General features: G+C 65.8%; 24 protein-coding genes. 9 read left to right on the forward strand and 15 right to left on the reverse strand.

Annotation, left to right across the window (positions count from 1 at the left end):
• Positions 1–10 precede the first annotated feature (10 nt).
• On the forward strand, positions 11–430 hold the full coding sequence (gene trxA / locus M9952_11230) for a thioredoxin (protein MCO5313490.1): 420 nt from the start codon (positions 11–13) through the stop codon (positions 428–430).
• 65 nt (positions 431–495) lie between these two features.
• On the opposite strand, the gene M9952_11235 is transcribed toward trxA, so the two are convergent.
• Together M9952_11235 and M9952_11240 are read right to left on the reverse strand one after the other, a co-directional pair.
• Positions 496–1,953 carry an LCP family protein gene (locus tag M9952_11235; protein ID MCO5313491.1) on the reverse strand — a complete coding sequence of 486 codons (1,458 nt, stop codon included), beginning with the start codon at positions 1,951–1,953 and terminating at the stop codon, positions 496–498.
• A 396-nt stretch (positions 1,954–2,349) separates the two neighbouring features.
• Positions 2,350–3,600 carry an acyl-CoA dehydrogenase family protein gene (locus M9952_11240; protein ID MCO5313492.1) on the reverse strand — a complete coding sequence of 417 codons (1,251 nt, stop codon included), beginning with the start codon at positions 3,598–3,600 and terminating at the stop codon, positions 2,350–2,352.
• 137 nt (positions 3,601–3,737) lie between these two features.
• Here M9952_11240 and M9952_11245 point away from each other — a divergent pair, with 137 nt between their 5' ends.
• Complete coding sequence (locus tag M9952_11245) at positions 3,738–4,919, forward strand: Coenzyme F420 hydrogenase/dehydrogenase, beta subunit C-terminal domain (protein MCO5313493.1); 1,182 nt, start codon at positions 3,738–3,740, stop codon at positions 4,917–4,919.
• An 86-nt stretch (positions 4,920–5,005) separates the two neighbouring features.
• Here M9952_11245 and M9952_11250 read toward each other — a convergent pair whose 3' ends face one another.
• Complete coding sequence (locus M9952_11250) at positions 5,006–5,386, reverse strand: hypothetical protein (protein ID MCO5313494.1); 381 nt, start codon at positions 5,384–5,386, stop codon at positions 5,006–5,008.
• A 189-nt stretch (positions 5,387–5,575) separates the two neighbouring features.
• Between M9952_11250 and M9952_11255 the strand changes: the two genes are divergently transcribed.
• From M9952_11255 to M9952_11265, 3 genes are read left to right on the forward strand one after another with little or no spacing between them, the layout of a single operon-like run.
• On the forward strand, positions 5,576–6,253 hold the full coding sequence (locus tag M9952_11255; GenBank protein ID MCO5313495.1) for an MSMEG_4193 family putative phosphomutase: 678 nt from the start codon (positions 5,576–5,578) through the stop codon (positions 6,251–6,253).
• A gap of 22 nt (positions 6,254–6,275) precedes the next feature.
• The gene (locus M9952_11260; protein ID MCO5313496.1) at positions 6,276–6,773 is read left to right on the forward strand and encodes a DUF3090 family protein; all 498 of its coding nucleotides are present in this window, start codon (positions 6,276–6,278) and stop codon (positions 6,771–6,773) included.
• Between the two features lie 15 nt (positions 6,774–6,788).
• Positions 6,789–7,538, forward strand: coding sequence for an SCO1664 family protein (locus tag M9952_11265; protein MCO5313497.1), 750 nt, complete (start codon positions 6,789–6,791; stop codon positions 7,536–7,538).
• Positions 7,539–7,638: 100 nt separating this feature from the next.
• Here the strand turns inward: M9952_11265 and M9952_11270 are convergent, their stop codons facing one another.
• Together M9952_11270 and M9952_11275 are read right to left on the reverse strand one after the other, a co-directional pair.
• On the reverse strand, positions 7,639–8,592 hold the full coding sequence (locus M9952_11270; GenBank protein MCO5313498.1) for an electron transfer flavoprotein subunit alpha/FixB family protein: 954 nt from the start codon (positions 8,590–8,592) through the stop codon (positions 7,639–7,641).
• Positions 8,593–8,603: 11 nt separating this feature from the next.
• Positions 8,604–9,377, reverse strand: coding sequence for an electron transfer flavoprotein subunit beta/FixA family protein (locus M9952_11275; GenBank protein ID MCO5313499.1), 774 nt, complete (start codon positions 9,375–9,377; stop codon positions 8,604–8,606).
• A gap of 105 nt (positions 9,378–9,482) precedes the next feature.
• On the opposite strand from M9952_11275, the gene M9952_11280 reads away from it, so the two are divergent.
• Complete coding sequence (locus tag M9952_11280; protein ID MCO5313500.1) at positions 9,483–10,412, forward strand: hypothetical protein; 930 nt, start codon at positions 9,483–9,485, stop codon at positions 10,410–10,412.
• Positions 10,413–10,520: 108 nt separating this feature from the next.
• On the opposite strand, the gene M9952_11285 is transcribed toward M9952_11280, so the two are convergent.
• Positions 10,521–11,261: a glycerophosphodiester phosphodiesterase gene (locus M9952_11285; GenBank protein ID MCO5313501.1), complete on the reverse strand. Its 741-nt coding sequence runs from the start codon at positions 11,259–11,261 to the stop codon at positions 10,521–10,523.
• Between the two features lie 242 nt (positions 11,262–11,503).
• Between M9952_11285 and M9952_11290 the strand changes: the two genes are divergently transcribed.
• Complete coding sequence (locus M9952_11290) at positions 11,504–11,764, forward strand: WhiB family transcriptional regulator (protein MCO5313502.1); 261 nt, start codon at positions 11,504–11,506, stop codon at positions 11,762–11,764.
• Positions 11,765–11,924: 160 nt separating this feature from the next.
• Here M9952_11290 and M9952_11295 read toward each other — a convergent pair whose 3' ends face one another.
• From M9952_11295 to M9952_11315, 5 genes are all read right to left on the reverse strand, one after another.
• Positions 11,925–13,397 (reverse strand): histidine kinase N-terminal domain-containing protein, encoded by a 1,473-nt coding sequence (locus tag M9952_11295; GenBank protein MCO5313503.1) that lies wholly within the window; start codon positions 13,395–13,397, stop codon positions 11,925–11,927.
• Position 13,398: 1 nt separating this feature from the next.
• Positions 13,399–14,556 (reverse strand): AAA family ATPase, encoded by a 1,158-nt coding sequence (locus M9952_11300; GenBank protein MCO5313504.1) that lies wholly within the window; start codon positions 14,554–14,556, stop codon positions 13,399–13,401.
• Positions 14,553–15,515 (reverse strand): ArsA family ATPase, encoded by a 963-nt coding sequence (locus M9952_11305; GenBank protein MCO5313505.1) that lies wholly within the window; start codon positions 15,513–15,515, stop codon positions 14,553–14,555. The genes M9952_11300 and M9952_11305 overlap by 4 nt, the downstream gene beginning before the upstream one ends.
• A 47-nt stretch (positions 15,516–15,562) precedes the next feature.
• On the reverse strand, positions 15,563–15,796 hold the full coding sequence (locus tag M9952_11310) for a DUF3107 domain-containing protein (GenBank protein ID MCO5313506.1): 234 nt from the start codon (positions 15,794–15,796) through the stop codon (positions 15,563–15,565).
• A gap of 72 nt (positions 15,797–15,868) precedes the next feature.
• Positions 15,869–17,023, reverse strand: coding sequence for an Mrp/NBP35 family ATP-binding protein (locus M9952_11315; GenBank protein MCO5313507.1), 1,155 nt, complete (start codon positions 17,021–17,023; stop codon positions 15,869–15,871).
• Between the two features lie 101 nt (positions 17,024–17,124).
• Between M9952_11315 and M9952_11320 the strand changes: the two genes are divergently transcribed.
• Entirely contained in the window at positions 17,125–17,907 is a 783-nt protein-coding gene (locus tag M9952_11320; GenBank protein ID MCO5313508.1) for a helix-turn-helix domain-containing protein, read from the forward strand.
• A 99-nt stretch (positions 17,908–18,006) separates the two neighbouring features.
• Here M9952_11320 and M9952_11325 read toward each other — a convergent pair whose 3' ends face one another.
• The 3 genes from M9952_11325 to M9952_11335 all read right to left on the reverse strand — a co-directional run bounded on the left by M9952_11325 (position 18,007) and on the right by M9952_11335 (position 19,349).
• The gene (locus tag M9952_11325) at positions 18,007–18,324 is read right to left on the reverse strand and encodes a type II toxin-antitoxin system PemK/MazF family toxin (protein MCO5313509.1); all 318 of its coding nucleotides are present in this window, start codon (positions 18,322–18,324) and stop codon (positions 18,007–18,009) included.
• Entirely contained in the window at positions 18,318–18,548 is a 231-nt protein-coding gene (locus tag M9952_11330; protein ID MCO5313510.1) for a hypothetical protein, read from the reverse strand. The genes M9952_11325 and M9952_11330 overlap by 7 nt, the downstream gene beginning before the upstream one ends.
• A gap of 114 nt (positions 18,549–18,662) precedes the next feature.
• Positions 18,663–19,349: a DUF1698 domain-containing protein gene (locus M9952_11335; protein MCO5313511.1), complete on the reverse strand. Its 687-nt coding sequence runs from the start codon at positions 19,347–19,349 to the stop codon at positions 18,663–18,665.
• Positions 19,350–19,556: 207 nt separating this feature from the next.
• Here M9952_11335 and M9952_11340 point away from each other — a divergent pair, with 207 nt between their 5' ends.
• A complete protein-coding gene (locus M9952_11340) occupies positions 19,557–20,816 on the forward strand; it encodes a DUF222 domain-containing protein (protein MCO5313512.1) in 1,260 nt (419 codons plus the stop codon).
• Between the two features lie 291 nt (positions 20,817–21,107).
• Here M9952_11340 and M9952_11345 read toward each other — a convergent pair whose 3' ends face one another.
• Positions 21,108–23,750, reverse strand: coding sequence for a DUF3516 domain-containing protein (locus tag M9952_11345; protein ID MCO5313513.1), 2,643 nt, complete (start codon positions 23,748–23,750; stop codon positions 21,108–21,110).
• Between the last annotated feature and the right edge of the window lie 61 nt (positions 23,751–23,811).

Below are 23,811 nucleotides of genomic sequence, written 5' to 3' on the forward strand. Positions count from 1 at the left end.
TAAGGGTTGCATGAACGGACCGACCTCCGGTCCCGACCCGAAAGGCACTCACGACATGGCCACGATCGACCTGACCAAGGACAATTTCGAATCCACGGTGACCGGCGACGGCACCGTGCTCGTCGACTGGTGGGCGTCGTGGTGCGGGCCGTGCCGCGCCTTTGCCCCCATCTACGGCGAGGCGTCCGAGCGCTACCCCGACATCACCTTCGCCAAGATCGACACCGAGGCTCAACAGGAACTCGCCGGAGCATTCGGCATCCAGTCGATTCCCACGATCATGGCGTTTCGCGACGGCATCTTGTTGTTCAGCCAGCCGGGGGCACTCCCCCAGGCCGCGCTCGAGGATCTGATCGGGCAGATCGAGGCCCTCGACATGGATGCGGTCCGCGCTGAAATCGCCGAGTCGACCGGCGCCGCCAGTTCCTGACGAGCCCCGGCCTGCGACTCGGGCGCTGCGGCTCCCGACCGGCGCTGCGAGGTTCGCGAGCGGACCTACGGATCGCAGGTGATCCCCGCCGGGGGATCGCCGATCTGGAGTCCGATCACCTCATCGACGATCGCCGCAGCGCTGCTCCCGCCGCTGTCGCCGTCGACCGCGGCGACCGCGGTCGTGGCGCCCGCATCGCCACGACCCGCAGACGAAGTCGCAGCGCCTGCAGAACTCGCCGTCGTCGGGGTCGATCCCGCGCCCATCACTCCGGTCGGCACCGTCGTCGCCGGCGCATTCACCCCGGGCACGGTCAGGGTGCCAGCAAGCGTGAGGACCACACGCCCATCGGTCAGCGTGGAGTCGACTTCCAGGGTCGGCGTCGGCTGGATCTTCGAGGCCACCAGCAACGCCTCCTTTTCGTAGCCCTCGGCGTAGGTGATCGTCGTCTCGGTGACGGCCTCGCCGTCTGCGATGTTGCCGATACCGAAGTCGAGCTGCTCAAGCGCTCCCGCACCCTGCTTGGCGAGCCCGGGGGTGTCGGTGCCGTTCAACACATCGACGAGCACGTTCTCGGGCTTGACCGCTGCGAGCGCAAGCTGCTCGGGGGTCTGCATCGGTGCGGCGCCGGTGAACACGTCGATCACCGGCTGGGACTTGCGCTCGTTCAGCTGTTCGACGAGCGCGTTTCCTTCGCGCACCGAATCGGTGGCGAGGCGGTGAATCGCCATGCTCGACGGGTCGAACTCGGAGAACCTGCCCATGAGGTCCATCATCTCGCGAAGGCCCATGTCGTCGTCGATGGTCAAGTAGTCGCGAGCCAGCGTCACCAGCACCTTGATGGAGCCGACGTTGTTGAGGCCGAGCGAGGAAACCTTCGACAACGCCCGACGCAAGAACACCTGCTGGCGCGTGGCACGACCCAAATCCCCCGTGGGGTCGGCGATCCATTTCACACCGTTCGAATAATTCAGATAACGGGATCGGGCGAACGCCAACGCCTGAGAGCCATCCAGGGTGTAGCACCCCTTCTTCTTGATATTCAGCCCGGACCGTTCGTCATAGACCGGGTGATCGAAGTACATCCCGATGCCGCCCAGCGCGTCGACGAGGCCCTGGAAGCTCTCGAAGTTCACCTCGAGGTAGTGGTGCACCGGGATTCCGAGAGACTCATCGATCGCGTCGATAAGGCCCTGGGGGCCGTCACTGTAGGCGGAGTTGATGCGGCGATGCCCGCCCTTGCCGTCCGAGATCCACAGATCTCGGGGAATCGTCAGCATCTCCACGGCGCCGAGCTCCGGGTCGGCCCGCGCGATCAGGATCGTGTCGGCCCGCTGACCATCGGGGGTCTCCTTGGAACGCCCGCCGTCCACCTCGACGTCGAGGTCGCGGGTGTCGCTGCCCACGATCAGGAAATTCGTCGGCTCGAACGTTTCGCCGGCCGCCAGGTCGACATCGGCCCGCGAGATACCCCGGAACTGCAGGTACCCCCACGTGGCGGCGGCACCGGCGAGCAGCACCATCGCACAACCGACGACCAGCGCCCAGCGACCGAGGAGCCGGGCCCGCGTCGGGCGGCCGGGTGGCGGTTGCGACGGGCGTGACTGCGAGGCTCGCTGCTGCGGCGCCCGGGGCTGCGGCGCACGCTGCTGCGGCGCCCGGGGCTGCGACCCACGCTGTTGCGACGAGGATTGCCGACCGTCGCCGCGAACCATGCGCGCGGCACCCGACGGCGGACGCTGACCGCCCGAGGAACTCGCTGAATTGGATGGACGGCGCGACGATCGGTTGTCGCCCCCACCTCGGGGTGTCTGCGGCACGGCGTCGAGCGTAATCGTTTCGCAACACGGCCCCCGGTCACCCACCGAACCTAAGGGCCACATGGGTCCGGGTTGCCCGACAACGGTTGCGCCAGAGCGCTAATTCTTCGGTGCAGCCGGCTTCGGTTCGCGAGGAAGGCCCAGCACCCGTTCACCCACAATGTTGCGCTGGATCTGACTCGATCCGCCCCAGATCGTTTCGGAACGGCTGAAGAAATAGGTGCTCATCATCGGCGACACCGGATAGTGATCGCGCTTTTCGAGTCGTCCCTGCCCCGGCCAGGAGCCGTCCTCGGGACCGGCGTCGATCAGCATCGATCCGGCCCCGAAAATCGCGAGCGCCAGTTGCATTGCATCCTGGTGCATCTCCGACCAGAACAACTTGTTCGTCGCCCCGAGCGCGGCGGTGCCCGCATCGCGCTTGCCGGTGAGCGCGGCGGTCAGGTTCCGCAGACCGTTGATCCGCAGAATCTGGATCTTCGAGTAGTACTTCGCGAGCCCCTGACGAACGAACGGGTCGTCGATCTTGCCGTTCGCTTTGGCGGCCGCCACCATCCGGCGGTGCTCCTCCTCGAAACGGCGGTGCCCGGTCGTCGCCGACATGCCGCGTTCAAAGGTCAGCGTGTCGTTGGCGACCTTCCAGCCGTTGTTGAGTTCGCCGACGACATTGTCCTTCGGACAACGGGCGTTTTCGAAGAACACCTCGTTGAACTCGGCCGTGCCGTCGGGCTGGATGATCGGGCGGACCTCGATGCCGGGCTGATCCATCGGCACCAGCAGATACGAGATTCCCGCCTGGATCTTCGGAGCGTCGGGGTCGGTGCGGGCCAACACGAAGCAGTAGTCGGCGAATTGCGCCTGGGTGGTCCACACCTTCTGGCCGTTGATCACCCATTCGTCACCGTCGAGCACCGCGGAGGTCTTGAGCGACGCGAGGTCCGAGCCCGAGTTCGGCTCCGAGAAGCCCTGACACCATCGCATCGTGCCGTTGAGGATGCGCGGCAGGAAGTACTTCTTTTGTTCCTCGGTGCCGTTCATGAGAATCGTCGGACCAACCAGCGTGTCGCCGAAGAAGTCGGCCCGCATGGGAGCCTTCGCCCGAGCGAACTCCTCGCTCAGCACCACGCCCTGGATGGTCGTGAGCCCCTTACCCCCGTACTCGGTCGGCCACGTCGCACAGATCCACCCACCGTCGAACAGCTTCGTGGTCCATTCGTCGTTGAACCGGCGCTTTTCCTCGGGGGTCATTTCGAACCCCTCGTCGAACCAACCCTGGGGAAGGTTCTCTTCCAACCAGGTGCGAATCTCGACGCGGAACGTTTCGGCTTCGGGTGGGTAGGTCAGATCCATGTCGACATTCTTGACCGACCGGTCAGCTTTCGCCACCCGACCCGCTGGCGCGACCTCCGCGCCGCACCGGCGCCCGTCAGCTGACAGAGACGATAAGGATGGGACGATCCAGGCGTCACACAACTAAGGTCAACACCATGTCAATTGTGATCGAGACCCCTCCGGCTCCGGCCAAGAAGGAACGCTGGACCAACCAGTGGCTCGAACTCAAAGCCGAGGTCATCGACACCGGTCTGTGCACGGGATGCGCCGGATGCGTCATCGCATGCCCCCACGACGTCATCGGGTACAACCACGAGGCCGGCGGCTACCGCCCGTTCCACCTCGAGGAGGAACTCGGGCCGGACGACTGCGTGCACGGCCAGAAGGGTTGCACGAGCTGCACCCGTGCGTGCCCCAGATTCCGCACCTGGGAGGAAGGGGCCAACGAGCACCTGTTCGCTCGCGGCCGCACCGAGGACGAACTCGCCGGCATCTACCAGGACATCTTGTTGACCCGAGCCTCCGACGACATGGTCCACAAGATGGGCCAGGACGGTGGGCTCGTCTCCGCGATTCTGTTGTGGGCCATCGAAAACGACTACGTCGACGCGGCGCTCGTCAGCTACTTCGAGAACCGCGACCAGTCGACGTGGAAGGCCGTCCCCGGTGTGGCGACGACACGCGAGGACATCATGGACGCGGCCGGAAGCCGCTACACCTACTCGGCCAACACCCTCGCGTTCGACGAGGCCCGGGACAAGGGATACACCCGCCTCGCGCAGGTGGGCATGAGCTGTCAGAGCTCGGTCGCCCCGACGATGTGGCAGCGCAAGATCGGCAAGGTGTCCAAGCCGTTCCTGTTCAACATCGGGCTGCTCTGCTCCAAGACCTTCGACGATTCGATCTTCGAGGAACTCTTCTGGGCGAAGTACGCCATCGAGAAGTCCGAGATCGTCAAGATGAACATCAAGGGCGTGTTCCAGATCTGGATGCGCGACGGCGCGTACCACGAGATCAACCTCAAGGAATGCCACGCCTGGACCCGCGAGGGCTGCAACCACTGCCCAGATTTCGCTGCCGAGCACGCCGACATCTCCACCGGCGGCATCGGCAAGGACAACGACTGGACCCTCACGATCGTGCGCACCGACCTCGGGCGAGAGATCATCGAACGGATGATCGCGGATGGCTCCATCATCGCCCGCCCGGGCGACAGCGATCCGGGGGCGATCAAACTCATGCGCACCCTCGCAGCGAAGTCACGCGAACGCTGGCCCACCACCGCCGAGGCGGAGGTGCGAGTCGGGCTCCCCGAACCCAGACGCAAGGGCGCCTGACGCCTCCGTCGCCCGCACGTTTCGCAGCTCGAAGGTTTCGTGGGTGACACTGCCGCGTCACCCACGAAACGTCGGCTGCTACAGCACTACTTCGCTTCCGCGTCCTCGTCCGCAGCGGTGGTGGTGGTGACCCGAGGCCCGGCCTTGCCGGCGTCCTCGCACGCATCGAGGGCCTTCGTCAGCGCCGCAGGCGCCTTGGGCGGATCATCGCCATCGCTCATTCGGGAAAGCTCCCGTTCGTAGTCCTTCATGTCGTCCCACTTGAGGTTGAAGGTGTTCACCATCTCGTCGTAGATGCACTCACACGTCGCCTGATCGGCGATTGCGATCGTGGTGGTCGTCCCGTTGCCGGCACGGACCTCATGGGTGCAGCTCGCTACGAAATGGGCTTTGGCCTCGGGGCCCCATTCGGTGGCATCCGGCGGGCGATAGCAGCCGGCGACGGTGGCCCCTGCAAGGACGACCATGGCGAGACGTGTGAAACGAGTGCGATGGGAACGCGACACTGAGATTCTCCGTGCGTTGAATGACTCGCCAACGCTACTCGCCGCTGCGTCCCGAGTCCGAAACGCGCCGCGGCCGAAGCGTCGGGAGTTCGGCTCCACCGCCAACGCCGCGGACCGGGGGCGGCGATCACCCCAACTAACGTGACGGCAATGGCAACGGCCAAACGCACCTCTGCTCGTTCGAACACCCGTCACTCGAGCCCTCAGCCGACGACCGTCCTGCTCGTCCGACACGGTCAAACGACGACGACCGGATCGGTGCTGCCGGGGCGCTCGCCGGGGCTCCACCTCACCGAACACGGCCGCGCCCAGGCGCAACACGCGGCGCAGCGTCTCGCAACGGCGGGGCCCATCGCCGCGGTCTATGCCTCCCCGCTCGAACGCACCCGCGAAACCGCGGCACCGATCGCCAAGGCCCTCGGTCTGCGGGTCCGCACCGCCAAGGGGCTGCTCGAGTGCGAGTTCGGCGACTGGACCGGCCGCAAGCTCGACGAGCTCCGCAAGCTCCCCGAATGGAGCGCGGTGCAGTCGGCGCCGTCGACCTTCCGATTCCCGAGCGGCGAGTCGTTCATCGAGATGCAGACCCGCATCTGCAACGAAATCGCATCGCTCGTCGCTCGCCATCCGGGAGAGCGGATCGTGTGCGTCTCACATGCCGACCCCATCAAAGCGGTCGTCGCCCAGGCGCAGGGCATCCATCTCGACTTGTTCCAGCGCATCGTCATCTCCCCGTGCTCCATCACCCCGATCCTCTACGGCGCCGGCGTCCCGGTCGTGTTGTCGGTGAACTCCACCGGCGACGACCTCTCGGCCCTCGCCCCGTCCTGACCCCGCACCGCTTGGCACCATCATGGACTCTTCCTTCGACTTCCCCGAGCTCTCCATCTTCAGCACCGGCACCGAGGGGCCACCCGGCCAACGGGTCTTCTACCTGCAGGCAGGAACCGATCTCGACGTCGTGACCTTGCGTCTCGAAAAGCAACAGGTCGAGGCCCTCGCCGACTTTCTGGAACAGATCGCGGTTCGCTACGACATGGTCGTCGATGAGCCCGAACCGATGGTTCCGCTCGAATCGCCGCTCCTGACCGAATGGATCGTCGGGTCGATGCTCGTCGCGGTCGACCAGGACGAGTCGCGCCTGATCGTCATCGCCGAGGAGTTGCTCCCCGACGACGCCGACCCGGATCAACCCGCCGAGGGGGCCGAGGCCCGGTTCGTGTTGACCCCCGCACAAGCGGCCGGATTTGTGATCGGCGCTCGCGAGGTCGTCACCCGCGGTCGCCCGATCTGCCGGTTGTGTGGGCGGCCGATCGATCCCGACGGGCATTTCTGTCCCCGGATGAACTGACGGTTCCGCGAATCGATGAGCCGATCCGACGACCCGATCGAAGGGTATATCGACACTGTCGATGCCGACTCATCTGACGCGCTCGAAATCTTGGAGCACGGCGAGATCGAGGTGCTCGGGCGGATGCCGTGGAGTTCCAACGGGACCTGGCTGTGCGCGCTGAGCGACGGCGATGCCACATGTCGAGCGATCTACAAACCCGCCGCCCACGAGCGCCCGTTGTGGGACTTCCCCGACGGGCTGTGGCGCCGCGAGGTGGCCACTTGGGAGCTGGCGAACGACCTCGGCTGGAACCTGATTCCACCGACGATCGAACGCGACGGCCCCTTCGGGGTCGGCTCGCTGCAATTCTTCATCCACGCGCGTTTCGAGGAGCACTACTTCACGTTCCGCGATGACGCCGAGTTGCGGCCACAGCTTGAGCGGCTCTGCGCATTCGACCTGGTGTCGAACAACACCGACCGCAAGGCGGGCCATGTTCTGTTGACCGACGACCGGCGCATCTGGGGGATCGACCATGGGCTGAACTTCCACGAGGACTTCAAGCTCCGAACGGTCATCTGGGACTTCGCCGGGTCCCCGATTCCCAGCGAACTCATCGAGGCGCTCATCGGTTTCGTCGCGGCACCCATGCCCCAACGCCTGGGCGAGTTGCTGAGCGAGAACGAACTCGACGCGGTACGTCAACGCGCCAACGCGATCATCGCCAGCGGCGTGTTTCCGGTCGATCCGACCGGACATCGCGTTCCCTGGCCACTCGTGTGAGCCGCCAACGCTCGGCCTCCCCGGACGCGACGACGCCCGTACGACGCGACGAGGCCCCGCCTGAGCGGGGCCTCGTCGTTTGAACGGCGGATCGCGAGGATCAGCGATTCTTGATGGCTTCGAGCACGGCCGGAAGGACCTTGTGCACGTCGCCCACGATGCCGAGATCGGCGACCGAGAAGATCGGAGCCTCGGGATCCTTGTTGATCGCGATGATGTTCTTCGAGCCCTTCATGCCCACGAGGTGCTGGGTGGCGCCCGAGATGCCGGCGGCGATGTACACCGTCGGCTTCACGACCTTGCCGGTCTGGCCGACCTGGTACGAGTAGGGAACCCAGCCGGCATCGACGATCGCACGCGAGGCGCCCGGCGCGCCGCCGAGGGCCTTGGCGAGGTCTTCGATGAGCGCGAAGTTCGCCTCCTCACCGAGGCCACGACCGCCGGCGACGACGATATCGGCGTCATCGAGGGAGGGGCCGGTGCGTTCTTCGACGTGCCGGTTCGTGACGGCCGCGCTGGCGACCCCGTCGGGCACCGCGAGGCTGGCGACGGCGGCAGCGCCACCACCGGTCTCCTCGGCGGCGAAGGACTTCGGACGCACCAGGAAGATGCCCGGCTTAGAGCCGGTGAACTTGGTGAACACGTCCTGGGTGCCGCCGAAGATCGGCTCGACGCCGGCGAGTCCGCCGTCGCGTTCCACGATGTCGGTGACGTTGGTGATCACCGGGGCATCGAGAGCCACCGAAAGGTTGGCGGCGATGTCGCGGCCGTCCTGGGTGGTGCCGATGAAGATGGCGTCGACGCCGTCGATGGCGGCGGCGATGGCCTGGCCGACCGGAGCGCCGAGCAGGTTGCCCGAGACATCGCCGGTGGCGTGCACGGTGGTCGCTCCGTGGGCACCGAGTTGGCCGGCGATCGCGTCGGCGTCGGCACCGGCGTAGACGGCCTCGACGGTTGAGGCGAGCTCGCGGGCCTTGGCCAGCATTTCGAGTGTGATGGTGGCGACTTCGCCGTTGGCGGCCTCAGCGAGGACCCAGATCTTTGAAAGCGTCATGGTGTTACTCCTCAGATGACCTTCAGGTTGGACAGGAAGTCGACGACCTTGTTAAAGGCCTCGCCGTCATCCTCGATGACTTCGCCGGCCTCGCGGGCGGCGGCGGTGGCGACCTCGACGATCTCCTGGCCGGCGCCGGCCCAGCCGACCTGCCCGGCGTCGAGACCGAGGTCGCCGACGGTGACCTGATCGACCGGCTTGGACTTGGCGGCCATGATGCCCTTGAACGAGGGGTAGCGGGGCTCGACCACGCCCGCGGTCACGGCGACGAGCGCCGGAAGCGGTGCGACGACCTCGTCGTAGCCGAGTTCGGTCTGGCGATCGACCTTGATGTTGGAGCCATCGACCGTGACGGACTTGGCGAAGGTGACCGAGGGAATGCCGAGCACGGCCGCGATCTGCGCCGGAACGACACCGGTGTAGCCGTCGGAGGATTCGATACCGGCGATGACCAGGTCATAGCCGCCGACCCGCTCGATGGCCTTGGCGAGCACCTTGGCGGTGGTCAGGGCATCCGAACCCTTCAAGGCATCGTCGCTGACGAGGACGGCCTTGGCGGCTCCCATGGCGAGTGCGGTACGAAGGCCGGAGACCTCACCGTTCGGGGCCATCGACACCAGCGAGACCTCGCCGTCGCCGGCGAGCTGCAGGGCCATCTCGACGCCGTAGGCATCGGACTCATCCAAGATGAGCTTGCCATCGCGCACGAGGGTCTTCGTGGAGGGATCCAGCGCGCCCGGATCAGCCGGGTCTGGGATCTGCTTGACACAAACAACGACGTTCATGGTCACAGTCTGCCAAGAGAATGTATTCACAAACAACCTCGGATATCGAGGGTCGGCCACCCCACTTCCGCCGCGCCGAGGTGCCCGGGCTACGGTACGAACGTCATGAAGGTGTTGTTGATCGTCAACCCCCGCGCCTCGTCGGTGCGACCGCGCCGACAGCTCGGTGTGCATCGCCTCCTCGGCACCGAACACACGGTCCAGATGGTCGAAACCACCCACCGCGGCCACGCCACCCAACTCGCGGCCGATGCGGCGCACGACGGGGTCGATGTCGTGGCGGTGCTCGCCGGGGACGGCACCTTGAACGAGGCTGCCAACGCCCTGATCGGCTCGACCACCGCACTCATGGCCCTGCCCGGAGGTTCCACCAACGTGTTCGCTCGCACGTTGGGCCTCAGCGACAATCCGCTCAAGGCGACCAGGACCGCGCTCAGCGCCCTGCGCGCGGGTTCGATTCGATCCATCGGCACCGGTTCGGCGAACGGGCGCCACTTCCTGTTCAACTGCGGCGTCGGCTGGGACGCCGTGTTGGTACGCCAAACCGAACGGCGCTCGCACCTCAAGCGCCGCCTCGGCCACCTGTTGTTCGTGTGGTGCGGCCTCGAGACGTGGTTCCGGCTCTATGACCGGACGCGGCCACATTTCTCGGTACACCACGAGGACGGGCGCACCGTCGACGACGCCTATTTCACCGTCGCACAGAACTCCAACCCCTACACCTACGTCGGGCATCGCCCGTTCAACGTCTCGCCGCACCTCACCCTCGTCGACCCGCTCGCGGTGACGACCCTCACCGAGTTGCGGGCCCGCTCGTTTCTCGGATTGATGTTCGCCACGTTGCGCTCACGGGACGCGCTCGCCACCCATCCGATCGTCGATCACGTGGCCAAGACCAACGGATTCACCATCACTGCGGTCGATCCGGTCGCGTATCAGGCGGATGGCGACGACCTCGGCGACGCCAACTTCATCGAATTCCGCCACCACCCCGACTCGCTGCGGGTCGTGATTCCCGAGGAGTACCCATGGTGACGATGATCGCCGCGGTTGTGGAGTCCTGCGGAGAGAACGGCTGCGGCGCGAGTGCAGGGGCCTCGCGATGGTGGGCGTTGGCGATCGTCGCCGCCCTGACCGTGATGTTCACGTTGATTCAGGCTCGCCGCACGACCCTTCGCCGAGGACGGGGTCGAGGCCACGACTCCGAGGCCGACCAAGCGCCCCGAGCGCCACGTCCGGACGATTCGTGATCACGGCGTCGACGCCCCAGGAGGCGAGCTGCGCGATGCGGCCGGGGTCATCGACGGTCCAGACGTTGACGGCGACACCGGATTGGTGGGCTCGGGCGACCGACTCGGCCGACACGAACAGGTCGTAGGGATTCGCCGCCTGGTGGCCGCGCTCGACACACAGCGCGACCGCATCGGCGGGTTCCTCGGTCGACAACACGAGAAACCCCGTGGCGATATCGCCGTCGGCGTGCCGCGCTGCGTCCAGGGTTGGGAGGTCGAAGCTGCTGATGAGGATGTCGGTGACGCTTTTCACGGTGGCCCGAATCGTTTTGACGACCTCGCGGGCGATTCCGGCGGTAGCGTCATGGCCGGGTTCCCCTTCGGTGTTCTTGATCTCGACGTTTACGCCCATCGGAGCGCATGTCTCCAAGGCCGCCGCGAGCGAAGGTACCGAGTCGGGAATCTCTCGTGACGTCATCTCTGCAATCGTTCGGCCGTCGCTCAGGTGGGGGTCGTGATGAACGACCAGGAGTCCGTCCCGAGTCCGACGCACGTCCAATTCCACCCAATCAGCACCTTGGGCCGCGGCGCCACGAAACGCCTCCAGGGTGTTCTCCGGATAATCGTGGGAGGCACCCCTATGGCCGATCACGAGCGTCAACGCAAATCACCTCGAAACTTTTCCTTTACAGCCCGGAAATCGGGCGGTAACTTTCCCTTGTTCCACTTTTCACAAGAGTCCGACCGACATGGCGGGCAGCTTGGGATCCACGATCCGGCCATCACCTGATGCCGGCCTTGGAGCGGTGGCACACCGAGAATTCGCATTCAAATCTACGTCCCCGCACGCATATCGGAGGAATCGTGGCACTGACCTCGAGCCGCTCTCTCACCCTGGCCAACGACGACTGGCGCACCAACGCCGCCTGCCAGGACACCGATCCGGACCTCTTCTTCCCCGTCGGCACCACCGGCCCGGCCATCGAACAGATCGACAACGCCAAGCGCGTCTGTTCGACCTGTGAGGCAAAAGACCCGTGCCTCGAGTTCGCGATGATGACGAACCAGGACTCCGGTGTCTGGGGCGGAACCTCCGAAGAGGAGCGCCGCAAGCTCCGCCGCGCATGGCTCGCCGCCCAGCGCAAGTCCGCCTGAGCACCGAACGCTGCAGCACCGAACACGTCTGCACCGAACACCCGAGACCCGGGTGGCGCAACAATTGAACCGCTGAGCGCCTGAGCGCTCAGTGCCGACGATGGGTCGACCCGTGTCGACCCATCGTCGCGTCCGGGCCCATGGCCTCGTCGTAGGCGAGTCACTCCCAACGCTTGGTCGCCGAGACCGAGATGACAACCTTCGTCCCCGATCCATCGTCTCCGCATCTGTAGTCGATCGTGCCGCGCAACTCATCGATCACCAGCGCGGCGATGATGCTCTGCCCGAGCGACTCAGAACTGCGCGCCGGGCGCACCGCAGCGGGAATCCAGCCCACCCCGTTGTCGATCACCGTCACGACGATGTCGTCGTCGTCTCGGGCCAGTTCGATTTCGACCAACGGCTCGTGCCACGGCTGACGCTCGGGGACAAAGGCGTGTTCGACGGCGTTCTGCAGGAGTTCGGTGACGACCAGCGACAACGACGTCGCCACTTCTGAGGCCACCACTCCCCCGTCTCCGGAGATCCGAAACTCGATCGGGTGCTCGCTGCTGACGAGGCCCTCGTTCACCATGCGCACCAGGGGGCCCAGCAACGAGCGAAACTCGACGTCGTCGCCGGGCTCGCGAGACAGCGTCTCATGAACGAGCGCGATCGAATGGATCCGTCGCACCGACTCCTCGACCGCGTCTCGCGCTGTCGGCTCGCTGAGGCGCCGGCCCTGAAGCCGCAGCAACGACGAGATCGTCTGCAGGTTGTTCTTCACCCGATGGTGAATCTCCGCGATCGTGGCGTCCTTGCTGAGCAACAACCGGTCGCGGTGGCGCACCTCGGTGACGTCGCGCACCAACATGACGGCGCCCTCGGCAACGCCGTTTCGAATGAATGGCAGCACTCGCAAGGCGACGGTGACGTCTCCGGGAAACTCGCGTTCCTCGGCGCTGGGCCGTCCGGTGGCCAGCGCCGCTCTCATCGAGACGTTGAAAAAGCCGAGGTCGCGTAACGACGAGCCACGACTGATGACCTCGACCCCGCTTCGGTTGAGCGTCGAGTTGGCGTTCGGGGAGGAATACTCCACGAGGCCATCCGCGTCGACCACGATCACCCCATCGCCCACACGTGGCACCGTCGCATGTTCGACGTCCTCCGGGGGGAACGGAAAGGTCCCGTCGGCGATCATCTCGGTGAATCTGCCGAATACCGTCTCGTAGGTTTGTTCCAACTCACCAGGATGGGGGCGATATGCCGAGACGAACTCGCGGGCCAGCACCGCGATGGGCGAGCCGTTGAGGTTCACCGGGATGGCCTCGACGCGAATCGTTTCGCCCAGCCACGCCGAGTCGATGGTGCCGCGGTGGATGGCGCCCGTGCCGAAGGCCGCAGCGATCAGCGGGCGCTGCATCGGGGTTCGCGTCTGACCGACGATGTCGGTCAGGTAGATGGTCTGGCTCGTGGCGGGGCGCACGTGGCGGACCATGCGGAAGCGGTCGTCATCGCGCACGTACAGGACGAGGTCGCTGAAGCAGAAGTCAGCGAGCATCGACCATTCGGACAACAGCCGGGTGAGGTGCCCGATCGCCTCGCTGCCGAGGTGGGCCGGGAGGCGGCGCGACGCCGACGAATCGGCCTCCACCTCAGTTCCTCCACATCATCGCGCCGAGGCGCAACAACCCACGGAGATCGGTGATGTCCTCGCTCATGTAGTCGAGGGCCGCCACCGAATCGGCGTGGCGCGACAACTCGGCGCGCAATTCGGCCTCGCGTTGGGCGACGAGGCGGTAGTTGTTGAAGCTCGTGCCGATCTCTGCGAGCACCCGTGGGCCGTGTCCTTCGTGATCCCACGCGCCGGCGAGTTGTGCGATCACCTCGTCGGGATTCGCCGCGATCTCCTTGGCCGCAGCGGCGCCGTCGGCGCGTAGCAGATACTCGGGCAACACCTTGTTGAGCACGATCGCGCCGACGTGAAGCTTGCGTTCGTTCAACAGGTCGAGGAAGAACTGTGCCTCGCGCACCGGCGCCGCCTCGAGGGTCGACACCACGACGAAGGTGGTCTGTGAACCCTCGAGCAGGTGGGTCACGGCCTCGGCTCGCGAGACGAAACCGGGATACATCGTCTGGAACAGGATGAAGAACTCGGCGACGTCTTGGAGGAACTGGCTTCCGAGGACGCGGTCGGCGATCGAATAGAAGGGCTTCGAGGCCATCGACACGACCCGACTGCGATACGGCGCGATCAGCCATCGCAACAGCCTCGAACTGAAGAAGTCGGCCATGCGATCCGGCGCATTGAGAAAGTCGACGGCGTTTCGGGTGGGTGGGGTGTCGACGACGATCAGGTCATAGGTGCCCGAGGTGTGGAGTTCGTAGAGCCGCTCCATGGCGATGTAATCGTGGCTCTGGACGAACTTCCCGGTGATGTTCTGATACAGCGGGTTCTTGAGGATCTCGTCGCGGGTCTTCGGGTCGGGCGCGTGTCGGCGGATGAGGTCGTCCCAGCTCTGCTTGGTGTCGAGCATCGCCGCCCACAGCTCCCCCTTGGGGGTGACGCCAGCCTCGGCGAACCCGGCCGGGTCGACGCGGGTCTCGACGTTGCCGAACGACTGCAGGCCCATCGCATTCGCGAGCCGCTTGGCCGGATCGACGGTCAGCACCAGCACCTTGGCATTCATCTCCGCCGCTGCGGTCGCCGCGAGCGAGGCCGCGGTGGTCGTCTTGCCCACTCCACCCGAACCGGTCGAGATAACGATCTCCTTGGCCGAGCAGAGTTGTTCGAGGGTCACGCTGTTGGTCACAGGATCTCCTCCCCCAGCAGGTCGGCCACCTGCCGGGTGACGCGGATGCCGTGCATCCGGGTGAACAGATACGGAACCATGACGAGCGGAATCGTGTTCGGTAACTCGCCGGCGAGGCGTTCGAGGTGCACGGCGCGGCTGCGACGAAGATCGGCGGCGAGGCGAGCTGCGTCGATCACCGCCTCGGCCCCCGAACCGACGACACCGCTGAGCGCGGCACGGCCGGCGGGCGTGTCGAGCAGGTCGAAGGCCGCCTCCTCGTCGCGGTTGAACAGCTCCGGCAACACCCGGTTCACGATCACGGCTGCGACGTCGATGTCGGTCTCGGAGTCGAGCCGCTCGATGAGTTCCAGCGTCTCGTTCACCGGCATCTCCTCGGGGGTCGCCGTGATGACCACGCCGGTCTGGTGCGGGTCGGTGAGGATGTCGATCATCCACTCGGTCTGCTGGCGCACCATGCCCACCGAGATGAGTTCGCCGAGCGCGACCGGCGAGGCGAGTTGCCCGACCACGTGTCCGCTCGCCGACGCGTCGACGACGACCAGGTCGTAGTTCTCGGCTCGGACCTCCCAGGCGAGCTTGCCGACCGTGAGGATCTCCTTGACCCCCGGCGCGGCGCTCGCCACGAAATCGAAGGTCTTTGCGAGCGGGCCGAGGCGGCTCACGAGCGGGATGCGCAGGTGCAACTTGAGGTACTCCTTGAGGGAGTCCTCGGTGTTCATGGTCATCGCGGAGAGGTGGCGCTGCACCTCGGTCGGCTCGTAGCGCAGCGACTGCATGCCGTAGAACTCGGCAAGGTTGCCCTTTGCATCGATCTCGCACACCAGCGTGCGCTTGCCCTGCGCGGCGGCCAGCAGCGAGAGTGCGGCCGCCACGGTGGTCTTGCCGACGCCGCCCTTGCCCGTGACGAAAAGCAGGCGCCGATCGAGCAGGTGCGGTCGTTGCGTGGGTGGAGCCATGAATCGCAGCGCCTCGCTCAGGTTCGCGTCACCACTCGGGTTGCCGCTTACGCGCCGAACCCGATCCGCGGCGCCGCCTTGTCGCCGCCGATCTCGACGTACGCGATACGGGCCACCGGCACTGCGATCTCGCGGCCCTTTTTGTCGGCGATCCACCAGACACCGCCCTCGGTGCCGAGTGCTGCTTCGAGACCGGTCTTGACGGCCTCCACGGTTGCATCGTCGCCGAGGTCGAGCTCGAGCTCACGGGCCGATTGGATGATGCCGATACGAATGTCCACACGAACTCCTCAGTGTTGTGGTGCGCGGCCGCCAATCGTAGGCATGGCGTGAGGCGGCCGCGGTCGTCGAACTCAATTGATGCGCAATTCCGGGTTGAAACGTCGGGTCGGGGCCAGCTCGACATCGATTCGTTCGGCGAGTGCGGCGAAGGCCTCGGCAGCCTCGCCCTCGGGCTCGACGGTGACGATCGGGTGGCCCTTGTCGCCTCCCTCTCGCACGAGCGGGACGAGTGGGATCTGGCCGAGGAGCGGCACCTCGATGTCCTCCGCGAGACGCTTGCCGCCCCCTTCGCCGAAGAGTTCATACCGCTTGCCGTCGTCGCCGGTGAACCAGCTCATGTTCTCGATGACGCCGCGCACCGGCAGGTTGACCTTGTGACCCATGGCGGCAGCCCGCTGCGCGACGCGCTGCGATGCCGAGTTCGGGGTGGTGACGACGTACATCTCGGCTCGGGGCAGGAACTGTGCAAGGGAGATCGAGATGTCGCCGGTGCCGGGCGGAAGGTCGATGAGGAGGTAGTCGGGCTCGTCCCAGAACACGTCGGTGAGGAACTGTTCGAGGGCCTTGTGCAACATGGGGCCACGCCAGATGACGGCCTGATTCTCCTCGGCGAAGAACCCCATCGACATGACCGACACGCCGTTGGCCACCGGTGGCACGATCATCTGATCGATGAGCCGAGGTGGGCGTGTCACCCCGATCATCTTCGGAATCGAAAATCCCCACACGTCCGCGTCGACGATCGCTACCCGCTTGCCGCGGCGGGCCATGGCCACCGCGAGGTTCGTGGTGACCGACGACTTGCCGACGCCGCCCTTGCCCGACGCGATGAGCAGGACCCGGGTTTTCACCGCCGGGTTGGAGAACGGGATCGAGCGCCCCTCGGCGTGGCCGTGTGCCTGTTGCGAACCGGCGGTCGAGGCCGGATCGCCGATGAGCTTGAGGCGCAACTCGCGCTGTTCCTCATCATCCATCGGATGGAATTCGAGCTGGATATCGACGGCACCGATCGCGGCGAGCTTCTCGCGGATCTCGGCGTCGAAGCCGGCCTGAAGCGGGCAGTTCGGCGTCGTGGTCAGGATCAGGAGACGAACCGCGTCGCCAGCGACCGCAACCTCGTCGACTTGGCCGAGTTCGACGATGGAACGACGCAACTCGGGGTCGACGACGGTCGAGAGAACATCGAGGACCGCTGATTCGGTGAGCGCTGCTTCGGAAGACGACATGTGGCCATTCTTTCCCATGGGTGTGCGGCACCCAAATCTGGTCCGAACCCGTCGGTGGGGTCTGCAGCGGCCGATACCCCGGGCCGATGTAGCCTGGAAACATGTCTGCGCCCGATGGCCTAGAGGAACGAGAGCGCCTCAGCCCGACCGACTTCTCCTCCGCGGTGTCGGCCATCACCTCTGCGTTCGGCGACCCCACCCGGCGCGAGATCTACCTGTTCGCTCACGATTCGACGGCCGGGGTGACGGCGTCGGAGGTGGCCCAACACTTCGAGTTGCATGCGAATGTCGCCCGCCACCACCTCGACAAGTTGGCTGCCGGCGGGTACCTCGATGTGGCGACGGTTCGAGCGAGCGGCGCCGGGCGCCCATCGAAGCGGTACCGGGCATCGGATGACCACATGCCCTTCGTCATGCCGGTGCGCCACGACGACATCGTGATCAACCTGTTGGGCCGGGCACTGTCGGAATTGGGCGAGGAGCGGGCCAGCGCCATCGCCGAGGAGGTGGGCGTCTCCTATGGGCGTTCGCTGGCGGCGTCACTCGGAGACGCCGCGGCCGGCCAGCGTTCGGTTCGGGCAGCGTTACACGCGGTCGCCGACTCCCTCGCCGCCCACGGGTTCGCCACCAAGGCCGAGCACCACGGTGACGAGTTGCGCATCGTCAGCGATCACTGTCCCTTCGGCGACGCGCCGGCCGAGCATCCGGTGATCTGCGCCGTCGACCGCGGCATCGTGTCGGGCATGTTGGAGGCCCTCTACGGCGAGACGCCGGTCGATCTGCTTTCGACCATCCCCCGTGGCGACGACCGCTGCGTCACCTCCGTCGACTCGGCACCGCTCGGTTCAGCACCGCTCGACGAGGCGTCGCTCGACGAGGCGTAAGGCACACCCACACCGAAGGCCACGCGCACGTCGACCCATCGCCGAACCGGACGTCCTCGTTCCCGGTCATGAGACGACCGCACTGCCGCCCCCAACGGGCTACACCCCGAGCACTATCCGCACCCCGTCATCGATCGCCGCAATGAGTGCTAGAGACAGGTGTCCCGATCGATCACCAAGCCATACCCGATCGACCAGTTCGAGACCGAGTGGCACTGCGACGGAATCCAACGCCAGCCCCGTCACAGTCGCCGGCAACATGACATTGCCCGCCAGGCCCGCCCGATCGAGGTTCGAGGTGAGCGGTACCACGTGGGTTTGCCAGACATCTGCGCTGAGCACATCGTTCGACGACACGATGACGCACGGACGCCGCTTGTCGAGTTCGACCCAGTAGACGTCGCCTCTCGCTACCACGGCGCTGCGCGCCCAATTCGCCTGCCGATCGATCGGGCATCAGATGGTGTCGGACGCGACCGTCCAGCCAACTCCGCATCAGCCATCAACTGATCGACAAAGGGAACTGAACTTTCCCGCGCATGGCGACGCAACTGTTCGGCTACCCAGGTGGAGAACGGAACATCGAGCGTCTCGATGATCCGCACGACGTCGTCGGGAAGACTAATAGTCTTGTTGGCCATGTACGTAGTATACGTACATGGTTGGATTACACCCAGCGCCGACCTGCACTGTCTCGCACTGGAGGAAATCGGCATTGCAGCACCTCGCAGACCCGAGACACCGAGACGGCGGCGTCAACGGCGAAGTGCGTGGATGTACAGGCGGTCGCCGTGAATCTGCGGGGCGCCTTGAGGTTCCCACCCACAGACCTCAAGCGCGCCGAGTAGGGCCGCCTTGTTCGGTGCGAACCAGTTCGTCGGGTCGCCAGCGAGTTCGCTATTCGGGAAGAACCACCACTTCGGGCTCCGCGAGATGTCGAACGCCACCGGTCGGCCCTTGACCCAGAACCGCACGTCCTGACGGAAGTAGGTCTTGAGAATCAGCCGAGCGCCTGGCTTGGCCGCAGCGGCCAGTTCGTCAAGCGCGAGCAGCGGGTTTCGAAGGTGGTAGAGGACGTTGATGAACAAGATCAGGTCGAAGGTGCCGAGCGATTCGGGCAGGGCATGCACATCCGCTGTGCGGTACTCGACTCGTGAACCCAGAAGCTCCTGCGCGACCTGGAACCCGTTGAGGCCCCCGGCCAACAAGGAGCTCTCGTCATCGATTGCCGTGACCTCCGCTCCGAGTTGCTCGCAGGCGAACGAATAGAACCCGTCCGAGCAACCAACGTCGAGCACTCGCTTGCCGGAAAGGTCCGAAGGCACCCGCAGCCGACGCCATTCCTCAGCCGTATCCTCATGGCCGGGCGTGACGACACCCGGTGCAACCTCGATGCGATGACGCCAAGCTGCGACGCTGTTGATCCGCTGTTGAACGTCCACGTTGTGTGCTCCTTGCGACGGATGAAGCGTACCGTTCGCCGATGTCGGCACCCGTGATACCCGGGCAGTACCGACCCGACCCGTAGCTGCTCACCGGAGGGCACCGACCTTTTGGTGCCCGACGACGCAGTTGTTCAGCGACCCAGGGCGGTCGAGGACACAACCACCCTGATCTCAATGTCAGGGGTTCGATTTAGTGTCAAACGCATGTTCGAGGGCTTCGACAGCGAACTGAATAGCCTGGGTTCCGGGATCGACGATGTTGCGGTGTTGTTCGAGCTGCAACGCCGTTTGGATCTGCACATGATCGACGTGGTGGGCGAGCTGGATGCTGTTGGGATGACCGACATCGTCGAAGGCCTGTCCACCAAAGCGTGGGTATCGAAGACCGCTCGTTGTTCGGGGGTGACCGCGGCCCGACGGGTATCGGTGGCTCGGGCGGTGCGGCGCCGGTATCGGCCCGACGTGTTGGACCGGCTCCGTTCCGGTGTTGCGGGGTTTGATCATCTGGTCGTGATCGGCCGCTGGTCGAACCCGCGGATCGAACCCACCTGGTCCGACAACGCCGGACCAATGCTGGACCTCGCGGAACATTTGACGTTCGCGAAATGGGAAAAGGTCATCGCCGCGTTGGCACGCCTCGTCGACACCGACGGCACCGAACCCGCCCCACCAGCAGAAGAGTCCTGGCTCGACCTACGCGACATCCACGGCCCCGACGGTGTCATCGGTGTGGAAATCGTCGGAGAGTTCTTCGGCGACTACGCCGAAGTTGTACGTCAAGCCATCAACGACGCCACCAACCGTCACCGCAAAGCTGTCCGCAACGACGCTGAACAGTTCGGCGGGTCACCGACAACATCAGAATCGCAACTACGCGCGAAAGCGTTGATGGACCTGTGCCGGTTCGGCACCCAGTTCACCCTGTCGGGTAACTACCGGCCAGGAACCGCCGAAGTGTCAGTGATTCTGCAGGCCGACGAACACGGCACCCCGAAGGCGTACAACCCCACAGGCGATCCGCTCACCGCCGATGTGATCGAACGGATGATGTGTGACCCAGAACTACGTGCCGTGCTGTTGGACTCGCTCGGCCAACCGCTCGATGTCGGCCACTCCGTACGGCTCGCGACCGACGCTCAACGCGCCGCACTCGCCGCACGCGACGGGGGGGTGTTGTTTCCCCGGCTGCGAAGCACCGGTCCACCACACCGAAGCCCACCATGTTCGCCATCACCGCAACGGCGGCGCAACCGCGGTGAACAACCTGGCGTGCCTGTGCCGACACCACCACGGCCTGGTGCACCGCGTCGGCTGGGCCATGCACATCACCACCGACGGCTGGACCCTCTACACCCACCCCTGTGGCATCACCATCTGGGGGCAACAACACGGGGTACAACGCCAAGGCCCCATCCCCGAAGAACTCGCCACCCAACCCGAACCCCCGGCCCGACCCAAAGTTAAAGTCCGCGGCGGAACCGTCGACCTGGCCGACGCGATCGCCACCATCCGGAACCGCTACGACCGCATGGCCGCCACCCCCAACACCCGCATCCACCGACCCCACGACGCCCGCCGGTCAAACACAGGCCGAAACTCGGGCAGGACCGGACGAACCGGCGGAGCGACGAGGGCCAGGCGAGCCACCGCCGGGCAACTCTCACTCACCCCGACCAAACCACCCCAACCACCGATACGCCAATGAACCGGCGGCGGACGGCGCCAGCAACAGGCCCAGGCGCTCAATACAAGCACTCAGGTCAGATGTTCGACCCCGGAAAATGCCATGACCAACGCCCCGTCGGCCCGACTGCGATCGACGTCGACAATCCCCCGCAATCGCCACTCGCCCGAACCCTCAGGATCGACGAGAATCTGTGTCGCGCCGTGACGGCCCGTCGCCGGCCCAGCGGAGACCGGCGGCTCGTCGAACACGAACCACTGCGCGGCGCGGGCATCGGGGGAGATGTCGATCCATGCGTGCTCCGACCAATACGGAGCCAGCGACTCATCGATCGCGCCGGCGTCGCGCTGCGCCGCGGCACCTTCGCTGTCGACCTGATCGAGCTCCGACACCGCTTCGGCCAGCGCCCGGCGGGCAGCGGCCTGCACCCAACGAAACATCTCGGTTCGCACGAGCGCACGGAACTCGCGGCGGTTGCGGGTGATATCGGTGGGCGCGTCAGCGTCGAGTTCGTTCGCCACCACATCGTCCACCTCTTCGCCGTGCGCGATTCGTTCGAGTCGCTCCCACTCGGCGAGCAACGAGGAATCGACGCTTCGAACCACCGCCGCCAACCAGTCGCCGATCTCCGCGAGCTCCGGTGTGCGCAGGTGGTCAGGAACGTTTCGTTCCAACGCCCGGAAGCAATCCGCGAGGTACCGGACCAACACGCCTTCCGAACGACGCAACCCGAAGCGATGCACGTACCCGGTGAGCGTCTCGCCCTGCTCGAACATGTCGCGGGCGATCGACTTCGGCCGCACCCACTCCCCCGCCAGCCACGGGTTGGCCTCGAGGTGGATCCGCCACGCCGCCACCAACTCGTCGCGCAGCGGCCGGGGCCAGTCGACCTCTGCGACACGGTCCTGGCGCTCCGAGAACTCGACGCCCTCGGCGGTGAGCTTCGCCCATTCCTCGTCGCGCAACACCCGCCGCTGCGCCTGCAGGATCGCGGAGGGGTCCTCGAGACTGGCCTCGACCACACTCACCATGTCGAGCGCCACCGCGTAGGGGGACGTTGCGGGCACCGCCTGCTCGCTCTCAGCAGGCACATCGTCGGACGGCACATCATCGCCAGGCGAGCCATCGGCGTCGGCCTCGGCGATCGCCGTGAGCATGTCGACGACGAACGGCGACAGCGGTCGATCGAGCGAAAAGCGCTCCTGCAGCTGTGGATGCGGCCGGTACGGACGACCCTCGGCATCGGGCTCGTCGAGTTCCTCCACCAGATCCGCGGCGACCAGCGAGGCCAACATGTCGTCGATCTGGGTGAGCATCTCGTCGCGGGCCGATTCCTTGGCGAAGCTGCGCGACACGATGTCGCGCAGTTGCGCCACGCCGTCACCGGGACGGTCGAGCACCCGCAGCACCGCGCCGCCATCCACCTCGAACCGTGAGACCAACGTCTCGGGAACCCCGCCGACGAGCCGATCGAACGTGTCGGAGTTCCAGTCCTTGAACCCATGCTCGGGCGCCTTCTTGCGGTGCTTGAGCCGCTTTCCCGCATTCGCCGCCTTGGCCTCGTCGCGACGGTTCTCGATCCAGTATGCCGGCGCCTGCACGACGACGGTCCCGGAGGTGTCGTAGCCACGTCGTCCGGCCCGGCCGGCAATCTGTTGGAACTCGCGCACGCTGAGGATGCGGGTGCGCGCCCCGTCGTATTTGCACAGCTGCGTGATGAGCACCGATCGGATCGGGATGTTCACCCCCACGCCCAGGGTGTCGGTGCCGCAGATGAGCTTCAACAGCCCCTCGCGGGCCATCCGCTCGACCAGCAGTCGATACCGCGGCAACAGCCCCGCGTGATGGACGCCGATGCCCGCGGCGAGATGTCGCCGCAGGTCCTTGCCGAAGGGGGTGTCGAACCGGAAGCCCGCCATCATCTCGGCCGCACGCTGCTTCTCCTCCTTTGTCAACACGTTGAGGCTCATGAACGCCTGGGCGGCCTCACTCGCCGCCTTCTGGGTGAAGTACACGACGTAGACCGGAGCGAGGTCGTCGCCAATGAGTTCGTTGATCGTCTCGTGAATGGGCGTGACGGCATAGCGAAACGACAGCGGCACCGGGCGCTCGCCTCCCCCGACGACCGCCGCGGATCGCGAGGTCGTCGAGTCGAGGTGTTCGACGAGCCAGCCCGTGTCTCCGAGGGTCGCCGACATCAGCAGAAAGCGGGTGTGGTGCAGTTCGAGCAGCGGCAGTTCCCACGCCCAACCCCGCCCCCGTTCGGCGAAGTAGTGGAACTCGTCCATCGTGACGTGACGCAACGGCAGCTCGCGACCCGACTGCAAGACGGCGTGCGCGAGGATCTCGGCGGTGCAACACAGGATCGGCGCGGTCGGGTTGATCTGCGTATCGCCGGTGACCATCCCGACGTTGTCGGCGCCGAAGATCGCCCGGAAATCGAAGAACTTCTCCGACACGAGCGCCTTGATCGGGGCCGTGTAGACCGAGAAGCCTCCGGCGGCCAGTGCCTCGGCGTGGCCGGCGGTGGCGACGAGCGACTTGCCCGACCCCGTGGGCGTCGTGATCACCGCGTGCTCGTCGGCGAACAACGACAGGGTGGCCTCCTCCTGGGCCGGGTACAGCGAGAGCCCCTGTGCCTCGACCCACCCGGTGAAACGTTCCAACGCCTCGTCGCCGTCCAGCCCGCCGAACGGGATCTCGAGTGTCGCCACGGCGCCATGCTACGGGAAGGGTTCACGGGCCGAACCACACCAGCGACCACCGGCCACGGCA

The sequence above is a fragment of the Microthrixaceae bacterium genome, assembly GCA_023957975.1.
Lineage (GTDB): Bacteria > Actinomycetota > Acidimicrobiia > Acidimicrobiales > Microtrichaceae > JAMLGM01.

Coding starts and splice junctions, on each gene's coding strand:
- M9952_11260 (MCO5313496.1), top strand. CDS start 6,276: ATGGACTCTTCCTTCGACTTCCCCGAGCTCTCCATCTTCAGCACCGGC.
- M9952_11315 (MCO5313507.1), bottom strand. CDS start 17,023: ATGTCGTCTTCCGAAGCAGCGCTCACCGAATCAGCGGTCCTCGATGTT.
- M9952_11330 (MCO5313510.1), bottom strand. CDS start 18,548: ATGGCCAACAAGACTATTAGTCTTCCCGACGACGTCGTGCGGATCATC.
- M9952_11265 (MCO5313497.1), top strand. CDS start 6,789: ATGAGCCGATCCGACGACCCGATCGAAGGGTATATCGACACTGTCGAT.
- M9952_11275 (MCO5313499.1), bottom strand. CDS start 9,377: ATGAACGTCGTTGTTTGTGTCAAGCAGATCCCAGACCCGGCTGATCCG.
- M9952_11320 (MCO5313508.1), top strand. CDS start 17,125: ATGTCTGCGCCCGATGGCCTAGAGGAACGAGAGCGCCTCAGCCCGACC.
- M9952_11280 (MCO5313500.1), top strand. CDS start 9,483: ATGAAGGTGTTGTTGATCGTCAACCCCCGCGCCTCGTCGGTGCGACCG.
- M9952_11240 (MCO5313492.1), bottom strand. CDS start 3,600: ATGGATCTGACCTACCCACCCGAAGCCGAAACGTTCCGCGTCGAGATT.
- M9952_11255 (MCO5313495.1), top strand. CDS start 5,576: ATGGCAACGGCCAAACGCACCTCTGCTCGTTCGAACACCCGTCACTCG.
- M9952_11250 (MCO5313494.1), bottom strand. CDS start 5,386: ATGGTCGTCCTTGCAGGGGCCACCGTCGCCGGCTGCTATCGCCCGCCG.
- M9952_11270 (MCO5313498.1), bottom strand. CDS start 8,592: ATGACGCTTTCAAAGATCTGGGTCCTCGCTGAGGCCGCCAACGGCGAA.
- M9952_11245 (MCO5313493.1), top strand. CDS start 3,738: ATGTCAATTGTGATCGAGACCCCTCCGGCTCCGGCCAAGAAGGAACGC.
- M9952_11235 (MCO5313491.1), bottom strand. CDS start 1,953: ATGGTGCTGCTCGCCGGTGCCGCCGCCACGTGGGGGTACCTGCAGTTC.
- trxA (MCO5313490.1), top strand. CDS start 11: ATGAACGGACCGACCTCCGGTCCCGACCCGAAAGGCACTCACGACATG.
- M9952_11305 (MCO5313505.1), bottom strand. CDS start 15,515: ATGGCTCCACCCACGCAACGACCGCACCTGCTCGATCGGCGCCTGCTT.
- M9952_11340 (MCO5313512.1), top strand. CDS start 19,557: ATGTTCGAGGGCTTCGACAGCGAACTGAATAGCCTGGGTTCCGGGATC.